General features: G+C 64.0%; 27 protein-coding genes. 13 read left to right on the forward strand and 14 right to left on the reverse strand.

The genetic code is table 11. The annotated features are described in order from the left end of the window. Positions 1 to 187: 187 nt before the first annotated feature. Positions 188 to 793: a TIGR00730 family Rossman fold protein gene (locus tag I6F31_RS34060; RefSeq protein WP_036001463.1), complete on the forward strand. Its 606-nt coding sequence runs from the start codon at positions 188 to 190 to the stop codon at positions 791 to 793. Positions 794 to 902: 109 nt separating this feature from the next. Here I6F31_RS34060 and I6F31_RS34065 read toward each other — a convergent pair whose 3' ends face one another. From I6F31_RS34065 to cysS, 4 genes are all read right to left on the reverse strand, one after another. Further along, positions 903 to 1,280, reverse strand: coding sequence for a VOC family protein (locus I6F31_RS34065; RefSeq protein ID WP_036001466.1), 378 nt, complete (start codon positions 1,278 to 1,280; stop codon positions 903 to 905). A 141-nt stretch (positions 1,281 to 1,421) separates the two neighbouring features. Further along, positions 1,422 to 3,020: a citramalate synthase gene (cimA, locus tag I6F31_RS34070; RefSeq protein WP_036001469.1), complete on the reverse strand. Its 1,599-nt coding sequence runs from the start codon at positions 3,018 to 3,020 to the stop codon at positions 1,422 to 1,424. Next, entirely contained in the window at positions 3,017 to 3,508 is a 492-nt protein-coding gene (locus I6F31_RS34075; protein ID WP_036001471.1) for a GNAT family N-acetyltransferase, read from the reverse strand. The genes cimA and I6F31_RS34075 overlap by 4 nt, the downstream gene beginning before the upstream one ends. Before the next feature lie 115 nt (positions 3,509 to 3,623). Continuing rightward, positions 3,624 to 5,006, reverse strand: a complete 1,383-nt coding sequence (gene cysS, locus I6F31_RS34080; RefSeq protein WP_225186872.1) for a cysteine--tRNA ligase — start codon at positions 5,004 to 5,006, stop codon at positions 3,624 to 3,626. Between the two features lie 290 nt (positions 5,007 to 5,296). Here cysS and I6F31_RS34085 point away from each other — a divergent pair, with 290 nt between their 5' ends. Continuing rightward, entirely contained in the window at positions 5,297 to 5,590 is a 294-nt protein-coding gene (locus tag I6F31_RS34085) for a hypothetical protein (RefSeq protein ID WP_225186873.1), read from the forward strand. A 139-nt stretch (positions 5,591 to 5,729) separates the two neighbouring features. After that, the gene (locus I6F31_RS34090; RefSeq protein WP_225186874.1) at positions 5,730 to 6,899 is read left to right on the forward strand and encodes a DUF2865 domain-containing protein; all 1,170 of its coding nucleotides are present in this window, start codon (positions 5,730 to 5,732) and stop codon (positions 6,897 to 6,899) included. Positions 6,900 to 6,951: 52 nt separating this feature from the next. Here the strand turns inward: I6F31_RS34090 and I6F31_RS34095 are convergent, their stop codons facing one another. Next, a complete protein-coding gene (locus I6F31_RS34095) occupies positions 6,952 to 7,857 on the reverse strand; it encodes a DUF2189 domain-containing protein (RefSeq protein WP_036001493.1) in 906 nt (301 codons plus the stop codon). A gap of 526 nt (positions 7,858 to 8,383) precedes the next feature. On the opposite strand from I6F31_RS34095, the gene I6F31_RS34100 reads away from it, so the two are divergent. From I6F31_RS34100 to I6F31_RS34120, 5 genes are all read left to right on the forward strand, one after another. Beyond that, the gene (locus I6F31_RS34100; protein WP_109144140.1) at positions 8,384 to 9,217 is read left to right on the forward strand and encodes a cytochrome c oxidase subunit II; all 834 of its coding nucleotides are present in this window, start codon (positions 8,384 to 8,386) and stop codon (positions 9,215 to 9,217) included. Positions 9,218 to 9,290: 73 nt separating this feature from the next. Continuing rightward, positions 9,291 to 11,069, forward strand: a complete 1,779-nt coding sequence (locus tag I6F31_RS34105) for a cbb3-type cytochrome c oxidase subunit I (RefSeq protein ID WP_036001499.1) — start codon at positions 9,291 to 9,293, stop codon at positions 11,067 to 11,069. After that, a complete protein-coding gene (locus I6F31_RS34110) occupies positions 11,066 to 11,770 on the forward strand; it encodes a cytochrome c oxidase subunit 3 (protein WP_036001502.1) in 705 nt (234 codons plus the stop codon). The genes I6F31_RS34105 and I6F31_RS34110 overlap by 4 nt, the downstream gene beginning before the upstream one ends. Before the next feature lie 14 nt (positions 11,771 to 11,784). Continuing rightward, positions 11,785 to 12,507: a heme-copper oxidase subunit III family protein gene (locus I6F31_RS34115; protein WP_036001504.1), complete on the forward strand. Its 723-nt coding sequence runs from the start codon at positions 11,785 to 11,787 to the stop codon at positions 12,505 to 12,507. Positions 12,508 to 12,516: 9 nt separating this feature from the next. Next, positions 12,517 to 12,909 carry a cytochrome C oxidase subunit IV family protein gene (locus I6F31_RS34120; RefSeq protein WP_036001507.1) on the forward strand — a complete coding sequence of 131 codons (393 nt, stop codon included), beginning with the start codon at positions 12,517 to 12,519 and terminating at the stop codon, positions 12,907 to 12,909. A 25-nt stretch (positions 12,910 to 12,934) separates the two neighbouring features. Here I6F31_RS34120 and I6F31_RS34125 read toward each other — a convergent pair whose 3' ends face one another. The 3 genes from I6F31_RS34125 to I6F31_RS34135 are packed head-to-tail and all read right to left on the reverse strand — an operon-like array spanning position 12,935 to position 16,461. Next, positions 12,935 to 14,692 (reverse strand): NAD+ synthase, encoded by a 1,758-nt coding sequence (locus I6F31_RS34125; protein WP_036001510.1) that lies wholly within the window; start codon positions 14,690 to 14,692, stop codon positions 12,935 to 12,937. Positions 14,693 to 14,714: 22 nt separating this feature from the next. Further along, positions 14,715 to 15,068, reverse strand: a complete 354-nt coding sequence (locus tag I6F31_RS34130) for a diacylglycerol kinase (RefSeq protein ID WP_036001513.1) — start codon at positions 15,066 to 15,068, stop codon at positions 14,715 to 14,717. Positions 15,069 to 15,072: 4 nt separating this feature from the next. Continuing rightward, a complete protein-coding gene (locus tag I6F31_RS34135) occupies positions 15,073 to 16,461 on the reverse strand; it encodes a 3-deoxy-7-phosphoheptulonate synthase class II (protein ID WP_036001515.1) in 1,389 nt (462 codons plus the stop codon). Between the two features lie 181 nt (positions 16,462 to 16,642). On the opposite strand from I6F31_RS34135, the gene I6F31_RS34140 reads away from it, so the two are divergent. After that, positions 16,643 to 17,539 carry an alpha/beta fold hydrolase gene (locus tag I6F31_RS34140; RefSeq protein ID WP_225186875.1) on the forward strand — a complete coding sequence of 299 codons (897 nt, stop codon included), beginning with the start codon at positions 16,643 to 16,645 and terminating at the stop codon, positions 17,537 to 17,539. A gap of 7 nt (positions 17,540 to 17,546) precedes the next feature. Here I6F31_RS34140 and I6F31_RS34145 read toward each other — a convergent pair whose 3' ends face one another. From I6F31_RS34145 to I6F31_RS34165, 5 genes are all read right to left on the reverse strand, one after another. Then, positions 17,547 to 17,810, reverse strand: a complete 264-nt coding sequence (locus tag I6F31_RS34145) for a hypothetical protein (protein WP_036001521.1) — start codon at positions 17,808 to 17,810, stop codon at positions 17,547 to 17,549. Between the two features lie 202 nt (positions 17,811 to 18,012). Then, complete coding sequence (locus I6F31_RS34150; protein WP_036022249.1) at positions 18,013 to 18,597, reverse strand: TIGR00645 family protein; 585 nt, start codon at positions 18,595 to 18,597, stop codon at positions 18,013 to 18,015. 31 nt (positions 18,598 to 18,628) lie between these two features. After that, positions 18,629 to 19,276, reverse strand: a complete 648-nt coding sequence (locus I6F31_RS34155) for a TerC family protein (protein WP_036022248.1) — start codon at positions 19,274 to 19,276, stop codon at positions 18,629 to 18,631. Then, positions 19,273 to 19,635, reverse strand: a complete 363-nt coding sequence (locus tag I6F31_RS34160) for a hypothetical protein (RefSeq protein WP_036022245.1) — start codon at positions 19,633 to 19,635, stop codon at positions 19,273 to 19,275. Before I6F31_RS34160 ends, I6F31_RS34155 begins: the two co-directional genes overlap by 4 nt. Before the next feature lie 2 nt (positions 19,636 to 19,637). After that, the gene (locus I6F31_RS34165; RefSeq protein WP_225186876.1) at positions 19,638 to 20,105 is read right to left on the reverse strand and encodes a TerB family tellurite resistance protein; all 468 of its coding nucleotides are present in this window, start codon (positions 20,103 to 20,105) and stop codon (positions 19,638 to 19,640) included. Between the two features lie 359 nt (positions 20,106 to 20,464). Between I6F31_RS34165 and I6F31_RS34170 the strand changes: the two genes are divergently transcribed. From I6F31_RS34170 to I6F31_RS34185, 4 genes are all read left to right on the forward strand, one after another. After that, entirely contained in the window at positions 20,465 to 21,292 is an 828-nt protein-coding gene (locus I6F31_RS34170; RefSeq protein WP_036001537.1) for a class II glutamine amidotransferase, read from the forward strand. Positions 21,293 to 21,310: 18 nt separating this feature from the next. Next, a complete protein-coding gene (locus tag I6F31_RS34175) occupies positions 21,311 to 22,540 on the forward strand; it encodes a carboxylate-amine ligase (RefSeq protein ID WP_225186877.1) in 1,230 nt (409 codons plus the stop codon). 64 nt (positions 22,541 to 22,604) lie between these two features. Further along, positions 22,605 to 22,790, forward strand: coding sequence for a hypothetical protein (locus tag I6F31_RS34180; RefSeq protein ID WP_036022282.1), 186 nt, complete (start codon positions 22,605 to 22,607; stop codon positions 22,788 to 22,790). Positions 22,791 to 23,116: 326 nt separating this feature from the next. Beyond that, complete coding sequence (locus tag I6F31_RS34185; protein ID WP_225186878.1) at positions 23,117 to 24,256, forward strand: glucuronate isomerase; 1,140 nt, start codon at positions 23,117 to 23,119, stop codon at positions 24,254 to 24,256. A gap of 212 nt (positions 24,257 to 24,468) precedes the next feature. On the opposite strand, the gene gor is transcribed toward I6F31_RS34185, so the two are convergent. Further along, positions 24,469 to 25,857, reverse strand: coding sequence for a glutathione-disulfide reductase (gor, locus tag I6F31_RS34190; protein ID WP_036001552.1), 1,389 nt, complete (start codon positions 25,855 to 25,857; stop codon positions 24,469 to 24,471). Between the last annotated feature and the right edge of the window lie 47 nt (positions 25,858 to 25,904).

A 25,904-nucleotide genomic window follows, 5' to 3' on the forward strand; every position in this document is an offset into this window, starting at 1 on the left:
GCCCGCCGGGTGCGGGCGCAACTGCGATTAACGATTTTCGCCCGTCATATAGAGCCTTCCCGATGCCCGTGCACCCCGCCAGATGGCGAATCTTCGATTGTTTGTCGCGATTTACCGGTAAATTCCCGGACGTATCGAATCACCGTTTGGGCTTGACGCCACTTCGCTGCAATGCATCATGGCACCAATGAGCACGATCAAAACCGTCTGTGTCTATTGCGGCTCCGGCCCTGGAACAAATCCCAACTTCATTGAAGCGGCGAAGGCGCTCGGCAGAGCGTTGGCGGAAAACAAGATCCGTCTTGTTTATGGCGGCGGCTCGCTCGGCCTGATGGGCGCGGTTGCGACCTCCGTGCTGGATCACGGCGGCATGGTCACCGGCATCATCCCCGACTTCCTCCGGATGCGCGAGAATGCGCTGACGCGCGTGCAGGAGATGGTCGTCACGCCCGACATGCACGAGCGCAAGCGGCTGATGTTCGAGCGCTCCGACGCCTTCGTGGCCCTGCCCGGCGGGCTCGGCACGCTGGAGGAGCTGGTGGAGCAGCTGACCTGGCAGCAACTCGGCCGTCACGCCAAGCCCGTGCTGCTCGCCAATGTCGACGGCTTCTGGGAGCCGCTGTTCTCCCTGGTGGCCCACATGCGGCAGACCCAGTTCATCCGCGCCGGCCTCACCGTCGATATCCTGAAGGCGGACAAGGTCGAGGAGATCATCCCACGGCTGCGCGCCGCGGCGGCGCAGATCCCTGACGACCAGCGCGATCTCGCGCCCGACGTGGCCCGGCGGCTCTAAAGCATGATCCGGAAAAAGTGTGAAGCGGTTTTCCGAAAAGATCATGCTCAAACAACAACCTAAAGCGCGATGACGATCCATCCTAATCGCATCGCGCTTTAGACCGTCCCTATTCCTGCGGAAACGTCACCGCCTCGATCCGGTTGCCGTCGGGATCGGTGACGAAGGCGGCGTAGTAGCGCACGCGATCGTGCGGGCGGAGGCCCGGTGCGCCGTCGGAGGCGCCGCCAGCGGACAGCGCAGCTGCGTGAAACGCATCGACCTCGGCTGCGGTTTTCGCCCGCAGGCAGATGTGCACGCCGCTCTCCGGCGCGACACGCGGCATGCCCTCGCGCAGATTGATCCAGAACTCCGGATAGGCCTTGCCAAACCCGATCGTCCGCGGCCGCGTGACGAGGCGCGCGAGGCCGAGTGCGGCGAGCGTCGCCTCGTAGAACTTTGCGGCGCGATCGAGATCGCTGACGCCGACGGAGATGTGGTCGATCATGGCCGTGCCCTTTCCCCATCCTCGGTGTCATCGCCCGGCTTGACCGGGCGATCCAGTACTCCGTGACAGCAGTAGATAAATCGATGGGCCGCAGCGTACTGGATTCCCCGCCTTCGCGGGGAATGACAGTCGTCGTGGGGGTTACGCCGGCGCGTCCGACTTCACGAGCTTGTAGATTACCGAATCCATTAGCGCCTGGAACGAGGCATCGATGATGTTCGGGGACACGCCGACGGTGGTCCAACGATCGCCGTTCTCGTCCTCGCTCTCGATCAGCACGCGCGTGACCGCGCCGGTGCCGCCATTGAGGATACGGACGCGATAGTCGATCAGTGTCAGGCCCTCGATGAACTTCTGGTACTTGCCGAGGTCCTTGCGCAGGGCGACGTCGAGCGCGTTGACGGGACCGTTGCCTTCGGCCGCCGAGATCAGATGCTCGCCGGCGACGTCGACCTTGACCACCGCGAGCGCCACCGTGACGCGTTCGCCGAGCGCGTTGTAGCGCTGCTCGACGTTGACGTCGAACTGCTCGACCTCGAAATAATGCGGCACCTTGCCGAGCGTGCGGCGCGCCAGGAGCTCGAACGAGGCGTTGGCGGATTCATAGGCATAGCCGGCCGCCTCGCGCTCCTTCAATTCCTCGACGAGACGCGTCAGCTTCGAATCGCTCTTCTCGTAGGGGATACCGGCGCGGTCGAGCTCGGCGATGACGTTGGAGCGCCCGGCCTGGTCGGACACCAGCACCTTGCGGTGATTGCCGACCAGCTCCGGCAACACATGCTCGTAGGTCTGCGGATCCTTCAGCACGGCGGAGGCATGGATGCCGGTCTTGGTGACGAAGGCGCTCTCGCCGACGTAAGGAGCATGCCGGTTCGGCACGCGGTTCAGCATGTCGTCGAGCGTGCGCGACACCTTGACGAGCGTCGCCAGCTTCTCGGTGGTGACGCCGATCTCGAAAGCGTCGGCAAACCCCGTCTTCAGCTTCAGCGTCGGGATCAGCGAGCAGAGATTGGCATTGCCGCAGCGCTCGCCGAGGCCGTTCAGCGTGCCCTGGATCTGCCGCGCGCCGGCACGCACCGCGGCGAGCGAATTGGCCACCGCCTGCTCGGTGTCGTTATGGGCGTGGATGCCGACGTGATCGCCGGGGATGTGCCTGGTCACGTCTCTGACGATGGCCTCGACCTCATCGGGCATGGTGCCGCCGTTGGTGTCGCACAGCACCACCCAACGCGCACCGGCATCGAAGGCGGCCTTGGCGCAGGCGAGCGCGAAGGCGGCGTCTTCCTTGTAGCCGTCGAAGAAATGCTCGCAATCGAGCATCACCTCGCGGCCGGCCGCCTTCGCCGCCGCGACGCTGTCGCGGATCGAGGCGAGGTTTTCTCCCTTCGTGGTCTCCAGCGCGACGCGGACCTGATAGGCCGACGCCTTCGCCACGAAGCAGATCGCGTCCGCCTTCGCTTCCAAAAGGCCCGCGACCCCAGGATCGTTGGACACCGAGCGGCCCGCCCGCCGCGTCATGCCGAAGGCGGTGAAGCGCGCATGATTGAGCTTGGGCTTGGAGCCAAAGAACTCCGTATCGAGCGGATTGGCGCCGGGATAGCCGCCCTCGACATAGTCGATGCCGAGATCATCGAGCATCGCCGCGATGACCTGCTTGTCGGCCAGCGTGAAGTCGACGCCATTGGTCTGCGCCCCATCGCGCAGCGTGGTGTCGAACAGATAGAGACGCTGCTTGCTCATTGCCCCGCTCCGAGCGTCTTCTTCATGGTGGTGTTGGCGAGCCACTCGTCGTTGATGGTGACGCTGTTGCGCTGCTGGGCGGTGTAGCCGCGCTTGGCGAAGAAGCCCTCCGCGGTATCGCTGGCGTCGACCGAGAGGCTCTTGGCGCCGCGGCCGCCGGCGAGCTTCTCCAGCGCGTCGACCAGCATGGTCGCGATGCCCTGCCCGGCCACGGCCGGATGCACATAGAGCATGCGGATGTGATCATTGCCGCGCAGCGAGGCGAAGCCGACAGGCGAGCCTTCCAGCGTCGCGATCAGCGTCAGGTCGGACGCAAGCCGCTTGCCGAACTCCTCGTCCTCGGCCGCCGCCATCCAGGCTTCCTGCTGCGCCTCGCTATAATCGTCGCCGGTCAACTCCTCGATGCTGGCGGCGAAGATCGCGGCGAGCATCGGCACATCCGCCGGCAGGAAGGGCCTCAGTGCGGGCTTTGGCAAAGTCTGTCCCATCGTCCTTACCACATCCCATAAAGCTTGAGCACGATCGCCACCGCGCCGGCGAGCAGCGCGATTTTCAGCGCGATGTAATAGAGCCAGTGCCGCGGAAACGGCGTCTCGGGGCGCTTCATCGGGCGATCTCCCAGGTGGTGCCTTCCTTGGAGTCCTTGATCACGACGCCCATCGCAGCGAGCAGATCGCGAATGCGGTCGGACTCGCCAAAGTCGTTGCGGCCACGCGCAGCTGTTCGCTCCGCGAGCAGGCGCTCGACCTCCTTGGCGTCGATCCCGCTCGCCTGCTGCTTGCGCCCTTCCCACTGCGCCGCGCTCTCGGAGAGGAATCCGAGCAGCCGCAACGAGCCCGCAAGACCTGCGATATCGTTGCCGCGGAGGCCGTGCAGCGCCGCGATCGCCTGCGGCGTGTTGAGGTCGTCGAGCAGCGGTTCGACCACCGACGGAGCCGGCTCGCCGGACACGACATCGGCCGCGACGCGATACCAGTCGTCGAGCGTCTTGGCGCTCTCCTCCAGCGACTTCATGGTCCAGTCGATCGGCGAGCGGTAATGCGTCTTGAGCATGTTGAGGCGCAGCACCTCACCCGGCCAATCCCTGAGCAGCTCGTGGATCGTGATGAAGTTGCCGAGGCTCTTCGACATCTTCTCGCTCTCGACCTGCAAGAAGCCGTTGTGCATCCAATAATTCGCCATGCGCTCGCGATGGAAGGCGCAGCAGGTCTGCGCGACCTCGTTCTCGTGGTGCGGAAACACGAGATCGATGCCGCCGCCATGGATGTCGAAATGCTCGCCGAGATGCTTCCAGGCCATCGCTGAGCACTCGATGTGCCAGCCCGGACGCCCCTCCGCCTTGATGCCGGATGGCGACGGCCAGGACGGCTCGCCCGGCTTCGACGGCTTCCACAGCACGAAGTCGGTCGCATCGCGCTTGTAGGGCGCAACATCGACCCGCGCGCCGGCGATCATCTCGTCGAGCGAGCGCTTCGACAGCGCGCCATAGCGCGGCAGCGCGGAATTGGCCGCGTTCATCGCCTGCGGCGAGAACAGCACGTGGTCCTCGGCGACATAGGCAAAGCCGCCGGCGACCAGCTTCTCGATGATCTCGCGCATCTCGCCGATATGCTCGGTGGCGCGCGGCTCGACGCTCGGCCGAAGCGCGCCGAGCGCATCGACGTCGGCATGGAACTGCTTGCCGGTCTGCTCGGTCACCTTGCGAATGGCCTCGTTCAGCGGCAGGCCGGGAAAGTCGCGCGCGGCGCGGTCGTTGATCTTGTCGTCGACGTCGGTGATGTTGCGGACATATTTGACGTGCGCCTCGCCGTAGATGTGGCGCAGCAGCCGAAACAGCACGTCGAACACGATCACCGGCCGCGCATTGCCGATATGGGCGAAGTCATAGACCGTCGGTCCGCAGACATACATGCGGACGTTGTTCGGATCGAGCGGCACGAAGGTGCGCTTTTCCCGGCTCAGCGTATCGTAAAGACGCAATTCCATGACAACCCATCCCTCTCGGCCGGGCGTCCAAGGCTCTCAATGTGTTTGAGAAAAGACGGCTCCAGCCAGCGAATCGCTAGCTCGTAATCTCGCGGCAAATGGCGCAAATGGCGAGGAGACCGTTCATGCGGCCACATATGGGCCACCACGGGCCCCGGCGTCAAGGGCCGCGAAAATGCCGTTTTTACCTCCGCACGGGGCGCGGCCCGCCCGGAGGGTTCATGATCCCCTAACCATTTGAGCCCATTCTGGAACCCGCGGTTCCCTAATTTTTTGCCCCCGGTATTTTCATGCGATCCCTGCTCGCGCTCATTTTCAGCGCCTCGCTCCTTGCAGCACCTCAGGCGTGCGCCGAGACCCGCGTCTTCATCATCGCCGACCAGTGCCTGGCCAAGAACGACACCAAGGGCGACACATGCGGCGCCTCCGCCGCGCGCACCTATTGTCAGTCACGAGATTTTGCAAAGGCATCAGGCTATCGCCGGATCGATCCCGACGAAATTACCGGCTCCGTCCCCAAAACCGGCACAAACTGCTCCCATGGCCATTGCGACGAATATGTCGCAATCACCTGCCAGCGCTGAATTCCCTCGGAGCTGGCGGACCTTAGGACCAGTTCGGCCCCTGAAACGACGTGACGATGCCGCGGGAAGCGGCTATTGGAGGGCGCGCTTCGGCCCCCACCTCACTTGGATGATCACGCTGGGCCGTGACCTCGCTAGAATGGCGGATATGCCTGAATTCTTCTCTCTCCTCCGTGCCCGCTCCCTCCTTGCCTGCACCGTGCTCCTCGGCACACTCGTGCTCGCCGATGGCGCTTTGGCGCAGGCCGGCCCGCCGCCCCAGCCCGGCCAGAACGGGCTCGGACCGAACCCGATGTGCGTGCGGCTGGAAGCCCAACTCGCCGCGCTCGATCGCGGCGGAGGTGATGCCGCGCGCGAAGAGCAGATCCGCCGCTACCAGGATTCCCAGGCCAAGCAGCAGGCCGAGCTCGACCGTGTCACCATGCAGGCCAAGCGCATGGGCTGTGATTCCTCCGGCTTCTTCTCGCTGTTCAACGGCCAGTCGGCGCAGTGCGGCCCGGTCAACACCCAGATCCAGCAGATGCGCGCCAATCTGGACCAGATCACCGGCAGTCTGGAGCGGCTGCGCGGCGGTCCCGGCGCCAACCCGGAGCGCGACAACCAGCGCCGCTCGGTGCTGATGGCGCTGGCGCAGAACAATTGCGGCCCGCAATATGCCAATGCCGTGCAGCAGCAGGGCGGCGGCAACTTCCTCAGCAATCTGTTCGGCGGCAACAACCCGAACAATCCGCAGGCCATGCCGCCCTCCGATCTCGGCCCGCAATCCGGCACCTTCCGCACCGTCTGCGTGCGCACCTGCGACGGCGCTTATTTCCCGATCTCCTTTGCCACCGTGCCGGCGCGTTTCGCCGACGACGAGAGAACCTGCAAGGCGCTGTGCCCGGCCGCGGAAGCCGTGCTCTACAGCCATCGCAATCCCGGCGAGGACATGAACGCAGCGGTCTCGATCGGCGGCCAGCCCTACACGGCGCTGCCGACCGCATTCAAATTCCGCAGCGAGTTCAACCCGTCTTGCTCCTGCAAGGCGGCGGGACAGACCTGGGCGGATGCGCTGAAATCGGCCGACGACAAGGCCGCGGCCGAGCAGCAGGGCGACATCATCGTCACCGAGGAAAGCGCCAGGAAGATGCAGCAGCAACGGCTCAACAAGGGCGCGCCGCAGCCTGCCAATGCCAAGAAAGGCGCGGCTCCTGCGCCAGCAACTGCTGCCGCACCGGTCGCCACGCCACCCGCGGACGCGAGCCCCGCGTCGGAGAACAAGCCGATCCGCTCGGTCGGCCCCACCTTCCTGCCGCAGCAGCAGAAGTAGGCCGTCGCTCTGTCATGCTCCGCGCAGGCGTCCCAGCGCGGCCGTTCCGCTGTTACGGCTCGCCCTCGCGGCTCCACGGGAAGAGATTGGCCGGAAAGTCTGCTGCGTAGCGCCTGCCCTTCCGGGGCGGAAGCGGTGCGTCCGGTGGGTTCGGATTGGGCTCGACCACCCGCCGATAGAGGTGCCAGGTGGCATGACCGAGCACCGGCAGAACGACGGCGAGACCGACGAAGAGCGGCAGCGAGCCGATCACGAGCAGAGCCGCCACGATGAGGCCCCATCCGGCCATCGCAACCGGATTCGCCGCCACCGCTCGGAGCGACGTGCGGATCGCGTCGATCGCCGTCGCATGACGGTCCAGCATCAACGGAAATGACACGACGCTAACGCACAATGCCACAACCGCAAACAGGAAGCCGACACCGCAACCGATGATGATGAGCGACCAGCCTTCGGGTGTCGTCAGCACGCGCGTTGCGAAGTCGGGTATGCTTGCGGCCGCAGCGTGACCGAAGATCGCGACATAGATTGCGTTCGCGGCACCGATCCAGGCCCCGAACAGGACCAGCAGGAGCACGCCGAGTTCGACCATGGCGCCGAACGACGGTGCGCGCAGCACCTTGATCGCATCCCATGCTTCGACCTCTTCGCCGCGCTCGCGACGACGGCTGAGTTCGTAGAGACCGATCGCGGCAAAAGGACCGATCAAGGCAAAGCCGGCGGCCAGCGGAAACAGTAGCGGCAGCACCGAATAGCCGAGCACCATCCTGAACAGGACGAGACCGAGAACGGGATAAATCAGGCACACGACGATAGCGTGACTCGGCATCGCCTGGAAATCACCCCAACCCAGGCGCAGGACCTCGGTCAGGTCGGACAAGCTTATCTTGCGAATGGGATAGGAGGTCGCTTCGCCGAATGCGCGCCGCCTGATGTCGTGGGAGTACAGAGTGGCCATGTACGGACCCTCCCGTGCTGAAAATCGCGGTTTTCGACAACACGCGCTCTTCAGCCACGCGTGTCCGCCTGACGAGCAGGAAACGCGATGGGTCTGGTACGGCAACCCAGGTTCAGTAACCGAGCCTGGCCGGACGGAACCCGTCGCGACCTGCCCGGCAAGCTTAGCGCGCGCGGAGCACGACTGCACTCACGGTTGGGTGAATTGCGCACCAGCACGGATTTGTGCGTTGCATCACCCAAACCGAACAATGGGCACCGGATGCTTGACGGTTTGCCAGCACCGGCAATCACACCAATTCGGGCACCTCTATTGCTCTATTGACGCCGGATTAGGCTGGGATCATTTTAGACGCAGACGCCCTTAGAGTTGAAGGTCGCGAGCGTTCTCTTGATTTCGCGATCGGTGGACTGGGCGAAGCAAGAGGCCGGCGATGGCATATGCCAAGAAAGGCCAGCCATCGCGACAGACATGAGCTCCGCCCGGGATTCGTATCCGTAGCCTTCGATGGCAAGGATGGATCAGGATGGCTGTCGCACTGATACTGCTTCTGGTCGCGATCGGCTCGGTGCTGTTTCACATCTACAGCCCGTGGTGGTGGACGCCGATCGCCACGAACTGGGCCTATATCGACCACACCATCAACATCACGTTCTGGATCACGGGCTTTGTTTTCGTCGCCGTGATCGCCTTCATGGCTTACTGCGTCTTCCGCTTTCGCCACAGAGAGGGAAGAAGGGCTGACTACAATCCGGAAAACAAAAGGCTCGAATGGTGGCTGAGCGTCGGGACCGGCGTCGGCGTCGCGGCCATGCTGGCGCCTGGCCTCGTGGTCTGGCACCAGTTCGTGACGGTGCCTGCGGATGCCACCGAGCTCGAGGTCATGGGCCAGCAATGGCAGTGGAGCTTCCGCCTTCCGGGCAAGGATGGGCAGTTGGGCACATCCGATGTCCGCAACATCGCTTCCGACAATCCGATGGGGCTCAATCGTGACGACCGGCACGCGCAGGACGATGTCGTGATCGAGAGCGGCGACCTGCACCTTCAAGTCGGAAAGCCGGTCAAGGTTCTCCTCCGCTCGGTCGATGTCCTGCACGATTTCTACGTGCCCGAATTCCGGGCCAAGATGGACATGGTTCCAGGCATGGTGACCTATTTCTGGATCACGCCGATCCGAACCGGAACCTTCGATGTCCTCTGTGCGGAGCTTTGTGGCACTGCTCACTATCAAATGCGGGCCAAGGTCATCGTCGACGAAGAGCGTGAATATCACGCTTGGCTGGAGCAACAAAAAACGTTCGCAGAATTATCGCCGGCAAAAGCCGTCGTGAAGACGACGTATCAATCCGGCAGCAAGTAGCAAGCTGCCGCCGAAGATAGATCGGGCGCAAGAGGCCAGCGCCTCCCCCCGATGGAACGACCGAGGAGGTTCTATGGTCGATGTTCCATATGAAGGGATCCCCGGCATCCCGCCTGCCGAAGTACCTGACGTCGAGCTCTATCATCCGCGGAGCTGGTGGACACGATATGTGTTCTCGCAGGACGCCAAGGTGATCGCCATTCAGTATTCGCTGACGGCCACGGCCATCGGGCTGGTGGCCCTGGTGCTGTCGTGGCTGATGCGGCTGCAACTGGGATTCCCCGGCACGTTCTCTTTCATCGATGCCAACCAGTACCTCCAGTTCATCACCATGCACGGCATGATCATGGTGATTTACCTGCTCACCGCATTGTTCCTGGGCGGCTTCGGCAACTACCTGATCCCGCTGATGGTCGGCGCCAGGGACATGGTCTTCCCCTATGTGAACATGCTGAGCTACTGGATCTACCTGCTCGCAGTCCTGGTGCTTGCCTCGACATTCTTCGTGCCCGGCGGCCCCACCGGCGCCGGTTGGACGCTGTACCCGCCGCAAGCAATCCTTTCAGGAACGCCCGGGCAGGATTGGGGCATCCTTCTCATGCTCGCGTCCCTGATCCTGTTCATCATCGGCTTCACCATGGGCGGGCTGAACTATGTGGTCACTGTGTTGCAGGCGCGCACGCGCGGCATGACCTTGATGCGCCTGCCCCTGACGGTGTGGGGCATTTTCACGGCGACCGTTATGGCGCTCCTCGCGTTCCCTGCATTGTTCGTTGCCTCGGTCATGCTGCTGTTCGACCGTCTCTTGGGAACCAGCTTCTTCATGCCCGCTCTCCTCGAGATGGGCACGCTTTCGAAACATGGCGGCGGCAGCCCGTTGCTCTTCCAGCACCTGTTCTGGTTTTTCGGTCATCCCGAAGTCTACATCGTTGCCCTGCCCGCCTTCGGCATCGTCTCCGATCTGATCAGCACGCATGCGCGCAAGAACATCTTTGGTTATCGCATGATGGTCTGGGCGATCGTAGCCATCGGCGCGCTCAGCTTCATCGTATGGGCGCACCACATGTATGTGAGCGGCATGTTCCCGCAATTCGGGTACTTCTTCGCCACCACGACGCTCATCATCGCAATCCCCACCGCGATCAAGGTCTACAACTGGGTGCTGACCCTGTGGCGCGGCGACATTCATCTCACGGTGCCGATGCTGTTCGCCCTCGGCTTCATCGTCACCTTCGTGAACGGCGGGCTCACCGGCCTCTTCCTCGGCAACGTCGTCGTGGACGTGCCCCTCTCGGATACCATGTTCGTGGTCGCCCATTTCCACATGGTGATGGGCGTGGCGCCGATCATGGTCGTGCTCGGCGCGATCTATCATTGGTACCCAAAGGTCACGGGGCGGATGCTGAACGAGGCCATGGGCAAGTTTCACTTCTGGGTCACCTTCCTCGGCGCCTACCTGATCTTCTTCCCCATGCACTATCTTGGACTGCTCGGGGTCCCGCGCCGGTATTTCGAACTCCTGGATACGACGTTCATCCCGTCCTCGGCCCATTCACTCAACGCCTTCATCTCCGTGGTGGCCTTGATCGTCGGCTTTAGCCAGATGGTGTTCCTGTTCAACCTTGTCTGGAGCCTGTTCAAAGGTGAGGCCTCAGGCGGCAATCCGTGGCGGGCGACGACGCTGGAGTGGCAGACGCCGGAGACGCCCCCAGCGCACGGCAACTGGGGCAAGGAGCTCCCTGTCGTGTACCGCTGGGCCTATGATTACAGTGTGCCCGGTGCCGCGGAGGACTTCATTCCGCAGAACCAGCCGCCGCGCGCGACTCAGCTCGTTCAGGGAGCTGCTTCGTGAGCGCCATCATCCTGTTCCTGGCTGTGCTTGCGGTGATCGCCGGATGGTGGCTGTCGCAACAGCGCCTGACGGCCAAGCCCTGGCTGGAGGAAGGCCCGGCCGGTGACTTCCCCGGCGGCGATGCCATAACCTGGCCGGCAGCGAAGATCGGACTTGGCGTGTTTCTCGCGGTCGCGAGCGCCTTGTTCATCCTCTTCATCAGCGCCTACTCGATGCGCATGAGCGTGGTGGACTGGCGGCCGCTGCCGGTGCCGCGGCTGCTGTGGGTCAACACGGGCGTCCTGGTCCTGAGCAGTGTCGCGCTGCAATGGTCGTACGTGGCCGCGCGCCGACACGATACCGAAGGCGTCATGATCGGTCTGCTCGCGGGCGGAGCATCTGCCGTGATCTTCCTCGCCGGGCAGCTCCTGGCCTGGCAACGGCTCGGGGCTGCGGGATATTTCGTGGCGTCCAATCCATCGAATTCCTTCTTCTACCTGTTGACCGCAGTGCACGGGCTGCATCTGACGGGCGGTCTGGTGGCCTTGGGCCGAACCTCGGCCAAGATGTGGCGCGGCGCCGAGATCGCCGGCATGCGCTTGAGCGTGGAGCTGTGCGCCATCTACTGGCACTTCCTGCTGTTGGTCTGGCTTGTCCTGCTCGGTCTTCTCACCGGCTGGACCGACGATTTCGTCGACATCTGCCGCCAATTGCTGAGCTAGGGAGGCGAGACCAGATGGCTGAGACCGTGCTGACAAATCCGGGCCAATCGCCTGCGCGGCTTGAAGGCTGGCGCGGCATCGCCGCCGACTGGGCGTCCGATCAGCGCGCCTTCAAGAACGTGTCCTGGGGCAAGGCCATGATGTGGATCTTCCTCCTCAGCGACACCTTCATCTTCAGTTGCTTCCTGCTCTCCTACATGACGGCGCGCATGTCGACGACCGTGCCGTGGCCCAATCCCAGCGAAGTCTTCGCCCTCGATATCGGGGGCAACCACATGCCCCTGATCCTGATCGCCATCATGACCTTCGTGCTGATCAGCAGCAGCGGTACGATGGCGATGGCCGTCAATTTCGGCTACCGCCGCGATCGCGTGAGAACCGCAATCCTGATGCTGGTCACTGCAGCCTTCGGCGCGACCTTCGTCGGAATGCAGGCCTTCGAATGGACCAAGCTGATCATGGAGGGCGTCCGGCCCTGGGGCAATCCATGGGGCGCCCCGCAGTTTGGTGCGAGCTTCTTCATGATCACCGGCTTCCACGGCACCCATGTGACGTTCGGTGTGATCTTCCTGATCGCCATCGCGCGAAAGGTCTTTCGTGGCGACTTCGACGTCGAGAGGCGCGGCTTCTTCACGAGCCGAAGGGGGAATTACGAGATCGTCGAGATCACGGGCCTGTACTGGCACTTCGTCGATCTCGTGTGGGTGTTCATCTTTGCATTCTTCTATCTTTGGTGAGGTCGGCGCATGACAAACGCGGCGGTACACATGGAAGAGCGGCTCCACGCTCCGGCGCACGGCGCAGTCGCAACGGAAGCCGTTCACGCCGAGGGGCAACAGCACCCGATCAAGCTCTACCTCGTGGTCTGGGGCTGGTTGTTCGTCCTCAGCACGTTCTCCTACCTCGTCGACTACTTTGGCCTGCATGGCTATCTGAGGTGGTCGCTGATCCTGCTGTTCATGATGTTGAAGGCCGGCCTGATCGTCGCCGTCTTCATGCACATGGCCTGGGAGCGGCTGGCCTTGACCTATGCCATCCTGCTGCCGCCGGTCGTGGTATTCGTATTTGTGGCGATCATGGCGCTCGAATCCGAATACACGCGCTTCCTGAGGGTGCTGTTTTTCGCAACCCCGTCATAGCGCCTGCCGTCGCTCAGGCTAGGCTTCACCCCTCGAATGCGTCGATTGACGCCGTGCTTCCACGTGACACCAGCGCCTCATCCGTCGCCGGCAACGGCTGGCCCTTGTCGCGAAAACGGTTGGTGATGGGATAACGGCGGTCGCGGCCGAAATTCTTCGGTGTCACCTTCACCCCAGGCGCGGCCTGGCGGCGCTTGTATTCGGCGACGTTGAGCAGATGATCGATCCGGATCACCGTCTCGCGGTCGAAGCCGGCGGCGATGATCTGGTCGAGCGGCTCCTCGCGCTCGACCAGGCGCTCCAGGATGGCATCGAGCACGTCGTAAGGCGGCAACGAATCCTGATCGGTCTGGTTCTCGCGCAGCTCCGCGGTCGGCGGGCGCGTGATGATGTCGGGCGGGATCACCTCGCCGGCAGGGCCGAGCGCGCCCTCCGGCTTCCAGGAATTGCGCAGGCTTGCCAGGCGGAACACCTGCGTCTTGTAGATGTCCTTGATCGGGTTGAAGCCGCCGTTCATGTCGCCATAAAGCGTGGCGTAGCCGACCGACATCTCCGACTTGTTGCCGGTCGTCACCACCATCAGCCCGGTCTTGTTGGAGATCGCCATCAGCAGCGTGCCGCGGGTGCGGGCCTGGAGGTTCTCCTCGGTGATATCGGGCGGCAGGTTCTTGAAGATGCCGGACAGGATCGTCTCGAACCCGGTCACGGCTTCGGCGATCGGCAGCACCTCGTAGCGGATGCCGAGATGACCGGCGAGCTCGCCGGCATCCGCGATCGAATGCGGCGCGGTGTAGCGGTAAGGCAGCATCACGCCATGCACCTGGTCGACGCCGAGCGCGTCGACCGCGATCGCCGCGCAGAGCGCCGAATCGATGCCGCCGGAGATGCCGAGCAGCACGCCTGGAAAGCCGTTCTTGGCGACGTAATCGCGTAAGCCCAGCACGCAGGCGGCGTAGTCGGCCTTGTCGCGCTCGGGCAGCTCGGCGATCGGCCCGCTGCAGCGCCAGTCGTCGCCGTTTCTGCTGAAGCGCAGCGTGACGATGCCTTCTTCGAAGGCCGGCAGCTGCGCCGCGAGCGAGAGATCGCCATTGAGCGCGAAGGATGCGCCGTCGAACACGAGCTCGTCCTGGCCGCCGACCTGGTTGAGATAGACCAGCGGCAGCCCGCTCTCCGTGACGCGCGCCACCGCGACCGACAGGCGCACGTCGTTCTTGTCGCGGGCGTAAGGCGAGCCGTTCGGCACCAGGATGATCTCGGCGCCGGTCTCGGCCAGCGTCTCGACCACGTTCTCGTAATCCTCGGACTCTTCCAGCCAGATGTCCTCGCAGATCGGCACACCGATGCGCACGCCGCGCACAGTCACGGGACCGGCGGCAGGGCCGCGCGAAAACAGCCGCTTCTCGTCGAACACGCCGTAATTCGGCAGGTTGCACTTGAAACGCAGGCTCGCGATGCGCCCGCCGTCGAGCAGCGCACAGGCATTGTAGAGCATGCCCTCCTCGACCCAGGGCGTGCCGACCAGCATCGCAGGCCCGCCATCGGCGGTCTCGCGCGCGAGGCTTTCGATCGCGGCGCGGCAGGCGGCCTGGAAGGCGGGTTTCTGCACCAGGTCTTCCGGCGGATAGCCGGCGATGAACAGTTCTGGAAACAACACGAGATCGGCGCCGTCGGACTTGGCCTGCGCCCGCGCCGCGCGCGCCTTGGCCGCATTGCCCTCCACGTCGCCCATGGTCGGATTGAGCTGGGCGAGCGTGACCGCGAATGTGTCGAGACGTTCGGTCATGGCCGCTTTATCCGATCCCGAGTTACAGGAATCCCAATCGCTCGATGATGGCAATGATCCAGAACGCGCCGGTCATCAAAAGCGCAACGCCAACCGCGGCCGAGCCCATGTCCTTGACGCGGCCGATCTGCTTGTCGTGATCCAAGGTCAGCCGGTCGGCGAGCTTCTCGATCGCGGTATTGAGCAGCTCGACCGTCAGCACGAAAGCGACAGAGCACACCAATTCGACCGCGCGCATCGCCGTGGCGCCGATGAACCAGGCGAGCGGCACCGACAGCAGCAGCGCGAAGATCTCCTCGCGGACGGCCTGCTCCGACCGGAACGCAAAGGCAAGCCCGTTGCGGGAATTGATCGTGGCCTTCCAGATCCGCAGCAAGGTCTTACAGCCCCGCTGCGGCCGGAATCGGCTGAGCCTTGCCGGCGCGCTCCTGCTTGAGCAGCTCCGCGACCAGGAACGCCATATCGATGGATTGCTCGGCGTTGAGGCGGGGATCGCAGACCGTGTGGTAGCGATCGTTGAGATCCTCATCCGTGATCGCGCGGGCGCCGCCGAGACATTCGGTGACGTCCTGGCCGGTCATCTCCAGATGCACGCCGCCGGCATGGGTGCCCTCGGCGGCGTGGACCGCGAAGAACGACTTGACCTCGGACAGGATGCGGTCGAACGGGCGAGTCTTGTAGCCGGACGTCGAGGTGATGGTGTTGCCGTGCATGGGATCGCAGGACCAGACCACCACCCGGCCCTCGCGCTTCACGGCGCGGACCATGTTCGGCAGATGCTCGCCGATCTTGTCGGAGCCGAAGCGGCCGATCAGCGTCAGCCGGCCCGGCTCGTTGTCGGGATTGAGCACGTCGATCAGCTTCAGCAGCTCGTCCACCTTGAGCGAGGGGCCGCACTTCAGCCCGATCGGATTCTTGATGCCCCGGAAATATTCGACATGGCCGTGATCGAGCTGGCGGGTGCGGTCGCCGATCCAGATCATGTGGCCCGAGGTCGCGTACCAGTCGCCGGTGGTGGAATCGACGCGGGTCATGGCCTGCTCGTAGCCGAGCAGCAGCGCCTCATGGCTGGTGTAGAAATCGGTGGCACGCAGCTCCGGATGGCTCTCGAGGTCGAGGCCGCAGGCGCGCATGAAGTTGAGCGCGTCCGAGATGCGGTCGGCCAGCTCCTTGTAGCGGCGTGACTGCGGGCTATCCTTGAGGAAACCCAGCATCCATTGATGCACGCTGCCGAGATTGGCGAAGCCGCCGGTGGCGAACGCGCGGAGCAGGTTCAGCGTCGCGGCGGACTGGCGATAGGCCATCAGCTGGCGCTGCGGATCGGGAATGCGCGCTTCGCTAGTGAAGGCGATGTCGTTGACGATGTCGCCGCGATAGCTCGGCAGCTCGACGCCATTCACCTTCTCGGTCGCCGACGAGCGCGGTTTCGCGAACTGGCCGGCGATGCGGCCGACCTTCACCACCGGCACCGCGCCGGCATAGGTCAGCACCACCGCCATCTGCAGCAGCACGCGGAAGAAGTCGCGAATGTTGTTGGCGCCGTGCTCGGCGAAGCTCTCGGCGCAGTCGCCGCCCTGCAGCAGGAAGGCCTCGCCGGCCGCAACGCGGCCCAAGGCCTTCTTCAGATTGCGCGCCTCGCCTGCGAACACCAGCGGCGGAAAGGTCGCAAGCTGCGCCTCGACGTCGGCCAGAGCCTTGGCGTCGGGATATTCGGGCACCTGTAGCACCGGCTTGCTGCGCCAGGACTCGGGCGTCCACCGCTCGGACATCGCAATCTCTCCGTGAAGCAAAAACCACAACCTGATCTAGGGGTTGCGAGGGCCGCCTTATACACAGGCGGGCCACGCCCCGCCAGTTGTAAATCCATTTCGCAGCGCAAACCCTTGCGGCCAAAGCCGAATTCGCATTTGCTTGGGCAGGCTTGAGGAATCCGACAGGACACCGACCGCCATGGGCGAGGCACTGGATGACGTTTTCATCGACGAGATCAGCTTCCCGGCAGCCGACGGCTATGCCCTGACCGGCACCCTGTTCCTGCCGCGCGGCGCCAAGCGCCATGCCGTCCTGATCAATTCGGCGACCGCCGTGCCGCGAAAGATCTATCGGGGCTTTGCCTCCTACCTCGCCCATCGCGGCTGCGCGGTGCTGACCTACGATTATCGCGGCATCGGCGATTCCCGCCTGCCGGCGATGGTCGGCTACAACCAGCCAAAATCGCTGGTCGGCTTCAAGGCCTCGATGTCGGACTGGGCCGCGCTCGACGTCACCGCCGCGGTCAGTTGGATGCGCGAGCGCTATCATGCCCTGCCGCTCGCCTATATCGGCCATTCCTTCGGCGGCCAGGCGCTCGGGCTGATCGCGAATAACAGCGATATCTCGCGCGCGGCCTTGGTGGCCTCGCAGGCCGCGACATGGCGGTTGATGACCTCGCCGGAAAAATACCGGGTCTACGCCTTCATGAATTTTGTCGGTGTGCCGCTGGTCAAAGCACTCGGTTACGCACCGGGCTGGGCCGGTATCGGCGAGGATGTGCCCAAGGGCGTCTTCCTGCAATGGACCGAATGGGTCTCGAGCCCGCGCTATCTGTTCGATTCAAAGCTGCCGGCACTCGAGAACTTCGCCAGGTTCAAGGGCGAGCTGCGCTCGCTATGTTTCTCCGACGATCCTTGGGCGACGCGGCCCGCGGTCGAGCTGCTCGCGAGCGGATTCACTGCGATCAAGCCGGAGGTGCTGATGGTCAAACCGTCCGACGTCGGCGCCAAGGGAATAGGCCATTTCGGCTTCTTCCGCCCCGAGCACCGCGACACGCTGTGGCGCGGCGTCGCGGAATGGATTCAGGGGGAATGAGGCTGCGTCAGCGGATGATCGTCGTCAGCGACGAGTAGCGCCGGTTCGGCTTGGCGTCGCTAGGTGCGAACTGCGCGAAGGCGTCGCTGACGCGCACCGCCGGCGGCGTGTCGCTCGCGAACCGAAACTCCTTCGGCCGCGGTGCGTAGAAGCTTGCGCGGTAATAAGCGTCGTCGAAGCGCGCCTCGCCGACGCCGAACAATGCGTCACAGACCAGCAGGAGCGCGTAGACTCCCGCGACCGCTGCGACGATCTCCCTGAGAATTGTCATGCCCGATGCCCTGCCCTTTGCGGGCAGGATGCAGATCGGTTCCAAAGGCCTGGTTTAAGGCGCCCGGCTTCTTGTCGGCAGCGTTTGCCGGCACTGAACCGATTGCAGACAATTTTATCGATCTCGAAAGAGAGCCCGCCCAACCGGACGATCAGGCGGGCTCCAGGATTGGCCGCTCGGGAGGTATTGGGCGGCCAGCTTATCAGCCGTGCTCGGCCGCCTTGCGATGGCCGCTCTCGCTGAGGCGGTCGACCCAGGCGATGCCGACCGCCGAGACGATGAAGGTCATATGAATCAGCACCTGCCACATTACCCCGCTCTCGGTGAAATTGCTGCGGGTCGTGCCGAGATTGCCGGCCTCGATGAAGGTCCTGAGCAGCGAGATCGAGGAGATGCCGATGATCGCCATTGCGAGCTTGATCTTGAGCACGCTGGCATTGACGTGACCGAGCCATTCCGGCTCGTCCGGATGGCCGCTGAGGTTCAGCCGGGAAACGAAGGTCTCGTATCCACCCACGATTACCATGATCAGAAGGTTCGAGATCATGACGACGTCAATCAGCCCGAGCACGACCAGCATGATCTGCTGCTCGCTGGCGTCGAACGAATGCAAGACGAGGTGCCAGAGCTCCTTCAGGAACAACAGCACATAGACGGACTGGGCGACAATGAGGCCAACATAGAGCGGCAGCTGCAGCCAGCGCGAGCCGAAGATCAGCTTCGGAAGCAGGCCGACCGGCGGCAACGGCGCGGCCCGCGCCGAAGGTGCTTTGGGTTCAGACGTCATTGATCACTCCGGACTGCGGTAGATTGTCGCCTCAGAGACTCGCAATCACCGGTGCAAGTTCCAGCGTGCCGCGATAGATCATCTCAAACGAGACGTAAAGGATGATGGCGAGGCCGACATAGGCCACCCAGCGCTGCTTCTGGAGCAAACGGCCAAGCAGATCCGCGGCAACGCCCATCATCCCAACCGACAAGAGCAGGCCGAAGGCCAGGATGTAGGGATGCTCCCGCGCGGCGCCCGCGACCGCGAGCACGTTGTCGAGCGACATCGACACGTCGGCGGCGACGATCTGCACCGCCGCTTGGCCGAAAGTCTTCTGCGTTACCGGCTGCTGTACCGGCGCAGCACCTGCGCCGTTACTATCGAATGCGAGTTCTTTCGAATGCGCGGCCTGCTCGCGCAGCTCGCGCCACATCTTCCAGCAGACCCAGAGCAGCAACACGCCGCCGGCGAGCAGAAGGCCGATCACCTGCAGAAGCTGGGTCGCAACGCCGGCGAAGGCGATACGCAGTGCGGTGGCAGCGGCGATACCGACGATGATGGCGCGGCGGCGCTGCTCGGCCGGCAGGCCGGCAGCCGCAAGGCCGATGACGACGGCATTGTCGCCGGCGAGCACGAGATCGATCAGGATGACTTGAAACAGCGCGGACAGCGCTTCGGCGGTGATGAGTTCAGTCATGATTGATCATTCCTAGAGGCAGACGGATCGAGCCAATGCGGCTTGCGCCGCTCGATCCAGTCGAAGACTTTTGAACGGGAGGAGCGCAGCGCAGGCACGTCCTCGGCGAGCAGAGCAAGGCCGAGCGGCAGCATCCAGACGCCGAGCACCGGGAGGATGGAGAGCACACCGCCGACGACCAGCAGCGTGCCCGAGGGGATCCTGACCCAGCGGCTGGACGGCTTGAGCAGATAGGTCAGGGTGTCGCTCATGCGCGGCGGCAGGCGGTCGACGAGCTTGGCCAGGCGCGGGTCTCCACCAGCGATCTGCTCGGTGTTCCCCTCGGTTTGCCTGGCGCGCTCGTTCGAAATCGTGCTCATGCTTACCCCTTCGAGGCGGCCTGCAGCTTGGGGCCCGGCGCACTCGCCCCGACCGGCTTCGCGCGCGGCAGCACCAGCGTCAGCAAGCGCAACAATTTAATCGCCTGGACTTCGTGGGGATGTACGTCCTCGTCTGCGGCAGCAACGCGCTCCGACAGCTCCACCAGATGCGACGACAGCGGCAGGTTCGAAACCGGTCGCAGCGTATCGATCACGACGTTGGCAAAATCCGGCTCTTCGAGCCGTTCGGCGAGTTCGTCGAACATCGCACGGAGCCGTTCGTCGCCGATGTGCGGCGCCAGCTTGCGGTCTCTGATGAAACGGATCACCTCGTCGCGTTCGACGGGTGAGACGCGCCGGTCAGCAACCGCTACCAGGGCGCCCACGATCACCACGGCCGCCGCGACCTGCTCGTTCAGGCTGGACGGTTCCGTGATCTCGATCGAATTTGAGGACTTGGTTCCGGACATCGTAGCTCCCTTAACTTGCGAAATAGCCGCACGGAGCTGCGATGGGGACGAATGGTCGGAGAAAACGAAACAGGGGGCCCGACAATCGGCCGATCCATCGCATTCGCGCGGGACTGGTCATCCGACATCGCGAGGTTTGCCGACGAACGTCGACGTCCTCGCCAGAGGGGCCCGGATTCTTGTTCGCTTCAGAATTATAGGTACGCCTGTCGGAATCAAGGCGGACCGGCTGCGACCAGCCGCCGCATCCGTTCGGCGTTGCGGGATCGGTCATGCAACCCTTTCGCAGCTGGAACCATGCGTCCGTGACAGGTGTTGATGCACCTCGCGACGCATCAAACCGCCTGGCAGGAACCCGCATGTGCCGCTGGATCGCATACCGGGGCGAAACCACCTCGTTCGAGCCTTATGTCACCGAACCCGAGCATTCGCTGATTGCGCAGAGCATCCGCTCGCTTCAGTCCACGGCGGGCTCGAACGGAGACGGCTTTGGTCTCGGCTGGTATGGCGAGCACCCCGAGCCGGGCCTTTATCGCGAGACGCGCCCGGCGTGGTCGGACGAAAACCTGCGCTACCTCTGCCGGCATCTGCACTCGCACCTGTTCTTCGCTCATGTGCGTGCCGCAACCGGCACGGCCGTGACGCGGCAGAATTGTCACCCCTTTGCCTGCGGGCACTGGATGTTCATGCACAACGGGTTCGTCGGGAGCTGGAATCGGCTGCGGCGCAAAGTCGAGGCGCTGATTCCCGATGCCTACTATCCGTCGCGGCTGGGCACGACGGATTCGGAAGCCGTGTTCCTGGCCATGATGGGGGCCGGTCTCGAGCACGATCCGCTCGGCGCGACACAGTCCGTGCTGCAATCCCTCCTCGGATTCGTCAATGAAGGCGGGCTTCGCGAACGGCTGCGCTTTACCAGCGCGATTGCCAACGGCCGCGACCTCTACGCATTTCGGGTCTCGGTGAACGATGCCGCGAACACGCTCTACTTCCGCGAGGACGGCGGGCAAGTCATCGTCGTCTCCGAGCCGTTCGATAAGGAATCGGACTGGGCGGAAGTCCCGCCGAACCACGCCCTGATCGCGCGAGCGTCCGAAGCCGTCAAAATTGTTCCGTTCGACCTTGCAATTTCCAGTACATCGGGTGCGGAACCGGCCACAATCAGACGGATTATCGCCCGCAGGTAGTGACCGCGCCGGTGGCCAATGACATTTGCTTCAGACGTTTCAAAGCTGCTGCGTCTTGCCCCCTCCGAGGACAAGCAGCATGTCGTCATCCGTTCTGCCGGCGGCGGCGGTAATCCGGCGGAATATTCCTTCGGCATCGAGGAGGAATACTTCCTCGCTGACCGCCGCAGCTTCGAGGTCGCGATCCGCACGCCCAACGAGCTGTTCGAATCGGCAAACTGGTCGACCGGCGGCCAAGCCATGCGCGAGATGCTGCAATCGCAGCTCGAGGTCGCAACCAACGTTCATGTCGACGTGAACGACGCGCGGGAGGAGCTGCGCTTCCTGCGACGCGAGGTCGCGAACGTCGCTGCGCAATACGGCTTTGTGATCATGGCCTGCGGCACGCACCCGAGCGCAGTCTGGCGCATGTCGCAGCCCAGCCCGAAACCGCGCTACGAGGAGATGATCGAGGATCTGCGCAGCATCGGTCACCGCAACATGATGTGCGGCATGCACGTGCATGTGCAGTTGCCGGATCCCGAGAAACGCATGGCGGTGATGCGGGCGATGCTGCCGCACCTGCCGTTGTTCATCGCGCTGTCGGCGTCCTCGCCCTTCTGGAATTCGCACAAGACCGGATTGAAGGGCTACCGCCTCGCGGCTTATTCCGAGCTGCCGCGCACCGGCCTGCCCGAATTGTTCGAAGGCAAGCAGGATTTCGACGCTTATGTCGGCGCGTTGCAGCGCTCCGGCGTGATCCCGGACGAAAGCCACATCTGGTGGGCAATGCGCCCCTCCATGAAGCATCCGACGCTGGAGCTTCGCGCGCCCGACACCTGCACCTTCGTCGACGACGCGGTTGCCATCGCCTCGCTCTACCGCTGCCTGACGCGGCATCTCTATCTGCGCCCTCAGCTGTCCCGGGAGGTCACTGCGGTCGAGCGCGCGATCGCGGTCGAGAACAAATGGCGCGCCCAGCGCTACGGCACCGACTGCATCTTCGCCTCCACGGACGGGCCGGTGACGATCTCGGAGCTGCTCACCGGGGTGATCGACGACATTGCGGAGGACGCAGCCGCACTGAACTGCTCCGCCGAGATCGAACACTGCCGTACCATCGTCGCGCGCGGCAGCTCGGCGGAATTCCAGCTTCGCGCCTATCGCGAAAGCGGCGACGACATCGCAGCCGTGTCACAATGGATCGCTACCTCTACGCTGTCAGGAACGAGCGCGCCTGTGCATCGCAGCGCTCCTGCACCGTCATAGCGCCCGCGCAAGCTTGCGCGACGAAAATGCTATTCCTGAGTTACGGAGATCGTTGGAGAAGCGCATGAACCGCACCACACCCTGCCCCGGCTGCGGCCATGCACTTGTGCCGATGCTGACGGCCCACGGCCACACGGAGCCGAGCTGCCTCTGGTGCGAAGGCTTCGACGCGCGCGCCATGGACATGGCGAAATGGGCAGGCAGCCCGTCCGGCAAGCCCGAGCCGGCGCTCCCGCGATCATTCGACTGAACCGTGCCGGGCGCCCGTCGCGGGGGCCGGCTGCATGCGCTTTTGCAGGGCATGCCGACAAATTAGACAAGACAAGCCGCTGCGCCCACTGACGGCTTGCCAGGACAGGTCGGACGAGTTCGGCGCCACCCATTGTCTAACCTCAGGTGCAATCTCGATTATTTGCGCGTCGCGTGCAGCCGGCGGACCAGCGCGCCGCATTGCGCTCCGGCTGGCCTGAAATTCGCAAGACCGCATCAGGCCAAGTCCCTGCCCGGCCACGATGAGGAGCGGCCAGTCACGTGCGCTCGGCTTCCGGGATGAATGGCCTCAGATCGGAGAATGCCATGAACGTGCATGCTGCCGGAAACATCAAATTCACCGGTCTCACCCATCCGAACGGCGCCCGGCTGCGCCTCAACGATCAGGACTTCGTGGCGATCGATCGCGACAAGAATGCGAATTTCGAGGCGACCTACCGGCCGCAGGCGCTCTACAACCGCGCCAACGAAGGCTTCCACGCCAACAACGAAACCTTCCTGCTGCACGAGGTCGCCACCAATCTGCCGATTTATCGGCCCGACACCGGCCCTACCGACTTCCATCTGCATCTGCCGCCGGGCGGCTTTCAGCTCGTGCTGGTCACCTCGGGCGCGTTCACCTTCGACTATGACGGCCGCTGGTACAATGTCGGCCCGGGCGCGGTGATGCTGCAAAGCGCGATCGTGCATCGCCAGCTGTTCTACACCTGGTCAGGCCTGTCGACCGAAGAGAATTTGAAGACGCCGCAGACGGTGGTGCCCGATCCGATCTCGATGGGCTATTCCGGCAAATTTCTCGAAGCCTTCATCACCGATCCCACCACCTTTCCGAACCCGACCATTGTCGGTCCGGATCAGATCAATGAGGACGAAACGCCGCGCGTGGCCTGGAGCCATCCGCTGCATGACCGCCCGGCCGATGCCGGCTTCTGGCTTCAGGATCCCCTGGCGCTCGACGCACTGTTCAAGCCGCTCACCGATGGTTCTGTCAGATCGGCGATGCCGGTTTACGTACGCGACATCGGCATCGAGATTCCGAGCGGGCATCTCGTCACCGGCCACATCATCGCGACCGACCCGCGTGGCCACGCGCTCTTGCCGAAGAGCACGTCTGCCGCGGCGGACGCGACCCGCTTTGCCAAGGGCGAGGTCGTGATCTATCGCGTCATTCGCGGCATGGCGGAGTTCAAGAGAAAGTCCGGCGAGAGCTTTGAACTCTCTGCCGGCGACGTGGTGACGGCGGGGAAGGGTTCCATCAGCCTCACGGGTCTCGGCGAAAACACGCAGGTCCTCCGCCTCGGCCTGCTCAAGGGCATGAACGAGCTGCGCAGCTGGACGGCGACACAGCGCGACGAGATCGACGGCCTTGCCGGTCAGATCATCACCCAGAAGGACGTGCGTCCCCTGCGCACCGAAGGCAAGCCGGTCGGATATCTGTACGGCTAGGCGGCTCGCAGCTAGGGTCTTCTTCCCTTCTCCCCTTGTGGGAGAAGGTGGCGCGAAGCGCCGGATGAAGGGTTCTCTCAGCTCGTAACACTGTTCGTGAGGAGAGAGACCCCTCACCCGTCTCGCCGCTCCGCGGCGATCCACCCTCTCCCGCAAGGGGAGAGGGTAAGCGCGCACCAACTTATTCGGTTGAGTGTGCTCGTGCCGCCGCCCTACTCCGCCGCCTGCCGCACGTGCCGTGCGGTCGGGGTGCGCATGGTGACGAGCTCTTCGGCCGCGGTCGGATGCAGCGCGATGGTCGCGTCGAAATCGGCCTTGGTCGCCTTCATCTTCACCGCGATCGCGACGGCCTGCGTGATCTCGGCGGCGGCATCGCCGACGATGTGACAGCCGAGCACGCGGTCGGTCGCGCCGTCGACCACGAGCTTCATCAGCACGCGGGTGTCGCGGCCGGACATCGTCGCCTTGATGGGCCGGAACGTCGTCTTGTAGATGTCGACGTGGCTGAATTGCGCGCGCGCCTCGGTTTCCGTCAGGCCGACAGTGCCGACCTCCGGCTGCGAGAACACGGCCGTCGGGATATTGGCGTGGTCGACCTGCACCTCGCGCTTGCCGAACACCGTGTCGGCGAAGGCATGGCCCTCCCGGATCGCGACCGGCGTCAGGTTGAAGCGGTGGGTGACGTCGCCGATGGCATAGATGCTGTCGACCGAGCTCTTGGAGAAATGGTCGACCGCGATGCCGCCGTTGGCGGGATTGATGGCGACGCCGGCATTCTCCAGGCCGAGATTGGCGACGTTCGGATGGCGGCCGATCGCGAACATCACTTGGTCGGAGGCGAGGCTCGAGCCGTTCGACAGATGCGTGGTGAAGTCCTCGCCGTGGCGGTCGACCTTGGTCACGGTGCAGCCGGTGAGGATGGTGATGCCCTGCTTCTCCATCTCGGCGCGGACATGGGTCCGGACATCCTCGTCGAAGCCGCGCAGAATGTTGTCGCCGCGATAGATTACCGTCACATCGGAGCCGAAGCCGGCGAAGATGCCGGCGAATTCCAGCGCGATATAGCCGCCGCCCTGGATCACGATCCGCTTCGGCAGCCTCGCAAGATGAAACGCCTCGTTGGAGGAGATCACGTGCTCGATGCCGGGGATCGCCGCGCCATGGTTGGGCGCGCCGCCGGTGGCGATCAGGATGTACTTCGCCGTGACCTTCCTGTCGTTCTCGAGCAGGCGGACGGTGTGCTTGTCCTCGATCACCGCGCGGCTCTTGACGATCTGCGCGCCTGATTTCTCGACGTTGGCGGTGTAGGCCGCCTCCAGCCGCGCGATCTCCTTGTCCTTGTTGGCGATCAGCGTCGGCCAGTCGAAGCTGGCGGGCGGCACGGTCCAGCCGAAGCCGGCGGCGTCCTCGAGCTCGTGACGGACGTGCGAGCCGATCACGAACAGCTTCTTCGGCACACAGCCGCGGATCACGCAGGTGCCGCCCATGCGGTACTCTTCCGCGATCATGACGCGGGCGCCGTAGCCGGCCGCGATGCGGGCGGCACGGACGCCGCCCGAGCCGCCACCAATGACGAAGAGGTCGACGTCGAAATCAGCCATTATCCACTCCGACCCCTTATCAGGAACGAGCTTTCAGATAGGTGCGC

Origin of the sequence: Bradyrhizobium sp. NBAIM01, assembly GCF_020194115.1 — a bacterium.
Taxonomy (GTDB): domain Bacteria; phylum Pseudomonadota; class Alphaproteobacteria; order Rhizobiales; family Xanthobacteraceae; genus Bradyrhizobium; species Bradyrhizobium yuanmingense.

Bases quoted from the DNA above. Each gene is read 5' to 3' on its own strand.
- I6F31_RS34155 (WP_036022248.1), bottom strand. From the start codon at position 19,276: ATGACTGAACTCATCACCGCCGAAGCGCTGTCCGCGCTGTTTCAAGTC.
- I6F31_RS34085 (WP_225186873.1), top strand. From the start codon at position 5,297: ATGCGATCCCTGCTCGCGCTCATTTTCAGCGCCTCGCTCCTTGCAGCA.
- I6F31_RS34075 (WP_036001471.1), bottom strand. From the start codon at position 3,508: ATGGGACAGACTTTGCCAAAGCCCGCACTGAGGCCCTTCCTGCCGGCG.
- gor (WP_036001552.1), bottom strand. From the start codon at position 25,857: ATGGCTGATTTCGACGTCGACCTCTTCGTCATTGGTGGCGGCTCGGGC.
- I6F31_RS34145 (WP_036001521.1), bottom strand. From the start codon at position 17,810: ATGACAATTCTCAGGGAGATCGTCGCAGCGGTCGCGGGAGTCTACGCG.
- I6F31_RS34060 (WP_036001463.1), top strand. From the start codon at position 188: ATGAGCACGATCAAAACCGTCTGTGTCTATTGCGGCTCCGGCCCTGGA.
- I6F31_RS34065 (WP_036001466.1), bottom strand. From the start codon at position 1,280: ATGATCGACCACATCTCCGTCGGCGTCAGCGATCTCGATCGCGCCGCA.
- I6F31_RS34115 (WP_036001504.1), top strand. From the start codon at position 11,785: ATGGCTGAGACCGTGCTGACAAATCCGGGCCAATCGCCTGCGCGGCTT.
- I6F31_RS34090 (WP_225186874.1), top strand. From the start codon at position 5,730: ATGGCGGATATGCCTGAATTCTTCTCTCTCCTCCGTGCCCGCTCCCTC.
- cimA (WP_036001469.1), bottom strand. From the start codon at position 3,020: ATGAGCAAGCAGCGTCTCTATCTGTTCGACACCACGCTGCGCGATGGG.
- I6F31_RS34125 (WP_036001510.1), bottom strand. From the start codon at position 14,692: ATGACCGAACGTCTCGACACATTCGCGGTCACGCTCGCCCAGCTCAAT.
- I6F31_RS34160 (WP_036022245.1), bottom strand. From the start codon at position 19,635: ATGAGCACGATTTCGAACGAGCGCGCCAGGCAAACCGAGGGGAACACC.
- I6F31_RS34165 (WP_225186876.1), bottom strand. From the start codon at position 20,105: ATGTCCGGAACCAAGTCCTCAAATTCGATCGAGATCACGGAACCGTCC.
- I6F31_RS34175 (WP_225186877.1), top strand. From the start codon at position 21,311: ATGACATTTGCTTCAGACGTTTCAAAGCTGCTGCGTCTTGCCCCCTCC.
- I6F31_RS34180 (WP_036022282.1), top strand. From the start codon at position 22,605: ATGAACCGCACCACACCCTGCCCCGGCTGCGGCCATGCACTTGTGCCG.
- I6F31_RS34120 (WP_036001507.1), top strand. From the start codon at position 12,517: ATGACAAACGCGGCGGTACACATGGAAGAGCGGCTCCACGCTCCGGCG.
- I6F31_RS34105 (WP_036001499.1), top strand. From the start codon at position 9,291: ATGGTCGATGTTCCATATGAAGGGATCCCCGGCATCCCGCCTGCCGAA.
- I6F31_RS34135 (WP_036001515.1), bottom strand. From the start codon at position 16,461: ATGTCCGAGCGGTGGACGCCCGAGTCCTGGCGCAGCAAGCCGGTGCTA.
- I6F31_RS34100 (WP_109144140.1), top strand. From the start codon at position 8,384: ATGGCTGTCGCACTGATACTGCTTCTGGTCGCGATCGGCTCGGTGCTG.
- cysS (WP_225186872.1), bottom strand. From the start codon at position 5,006: ATGGAATTGCGTCTTTACGATACGCTGAGCCGGGAAAAGCGCACCTTC.
- I6F31_RS34095 (WP_036001493.1), bottom strand. From the start codon at position 7,857: ATGGCCACTCTGTACTCCCACGACATCAGGCGGCGCGCATTCGGCGAA.
- I6F31_RS34150 (WP_036022249.1), bottom strand. From the start codon at position 18,597: ATGACGTCTGAACCCAAAGCACCTTCGGCGCGGGCCGCGCCGTTGCCG.
- I6F31_RS34185 (WP_225186878.1), top strand. From the start codon at position 23,117: ATGAACGTGCATGCTGCCGGAAACATCAAATTCACCGGTCTCACCCAT.
- I6F31_RS34140 (WP_225186875.1), top strand. From the start codon at position 16,643: ATGGGCGAGGCACTGGATGACGTTTTCATCGACGAGATCAGCTTCCCG.
- I6F31_RS34170 (WP_036001537.1), top strand. From the start codon at position 20,465: ATGTGCCGCTGGATCGCATACCGGGGCGAAACCACCTCGTTCGAGCCT.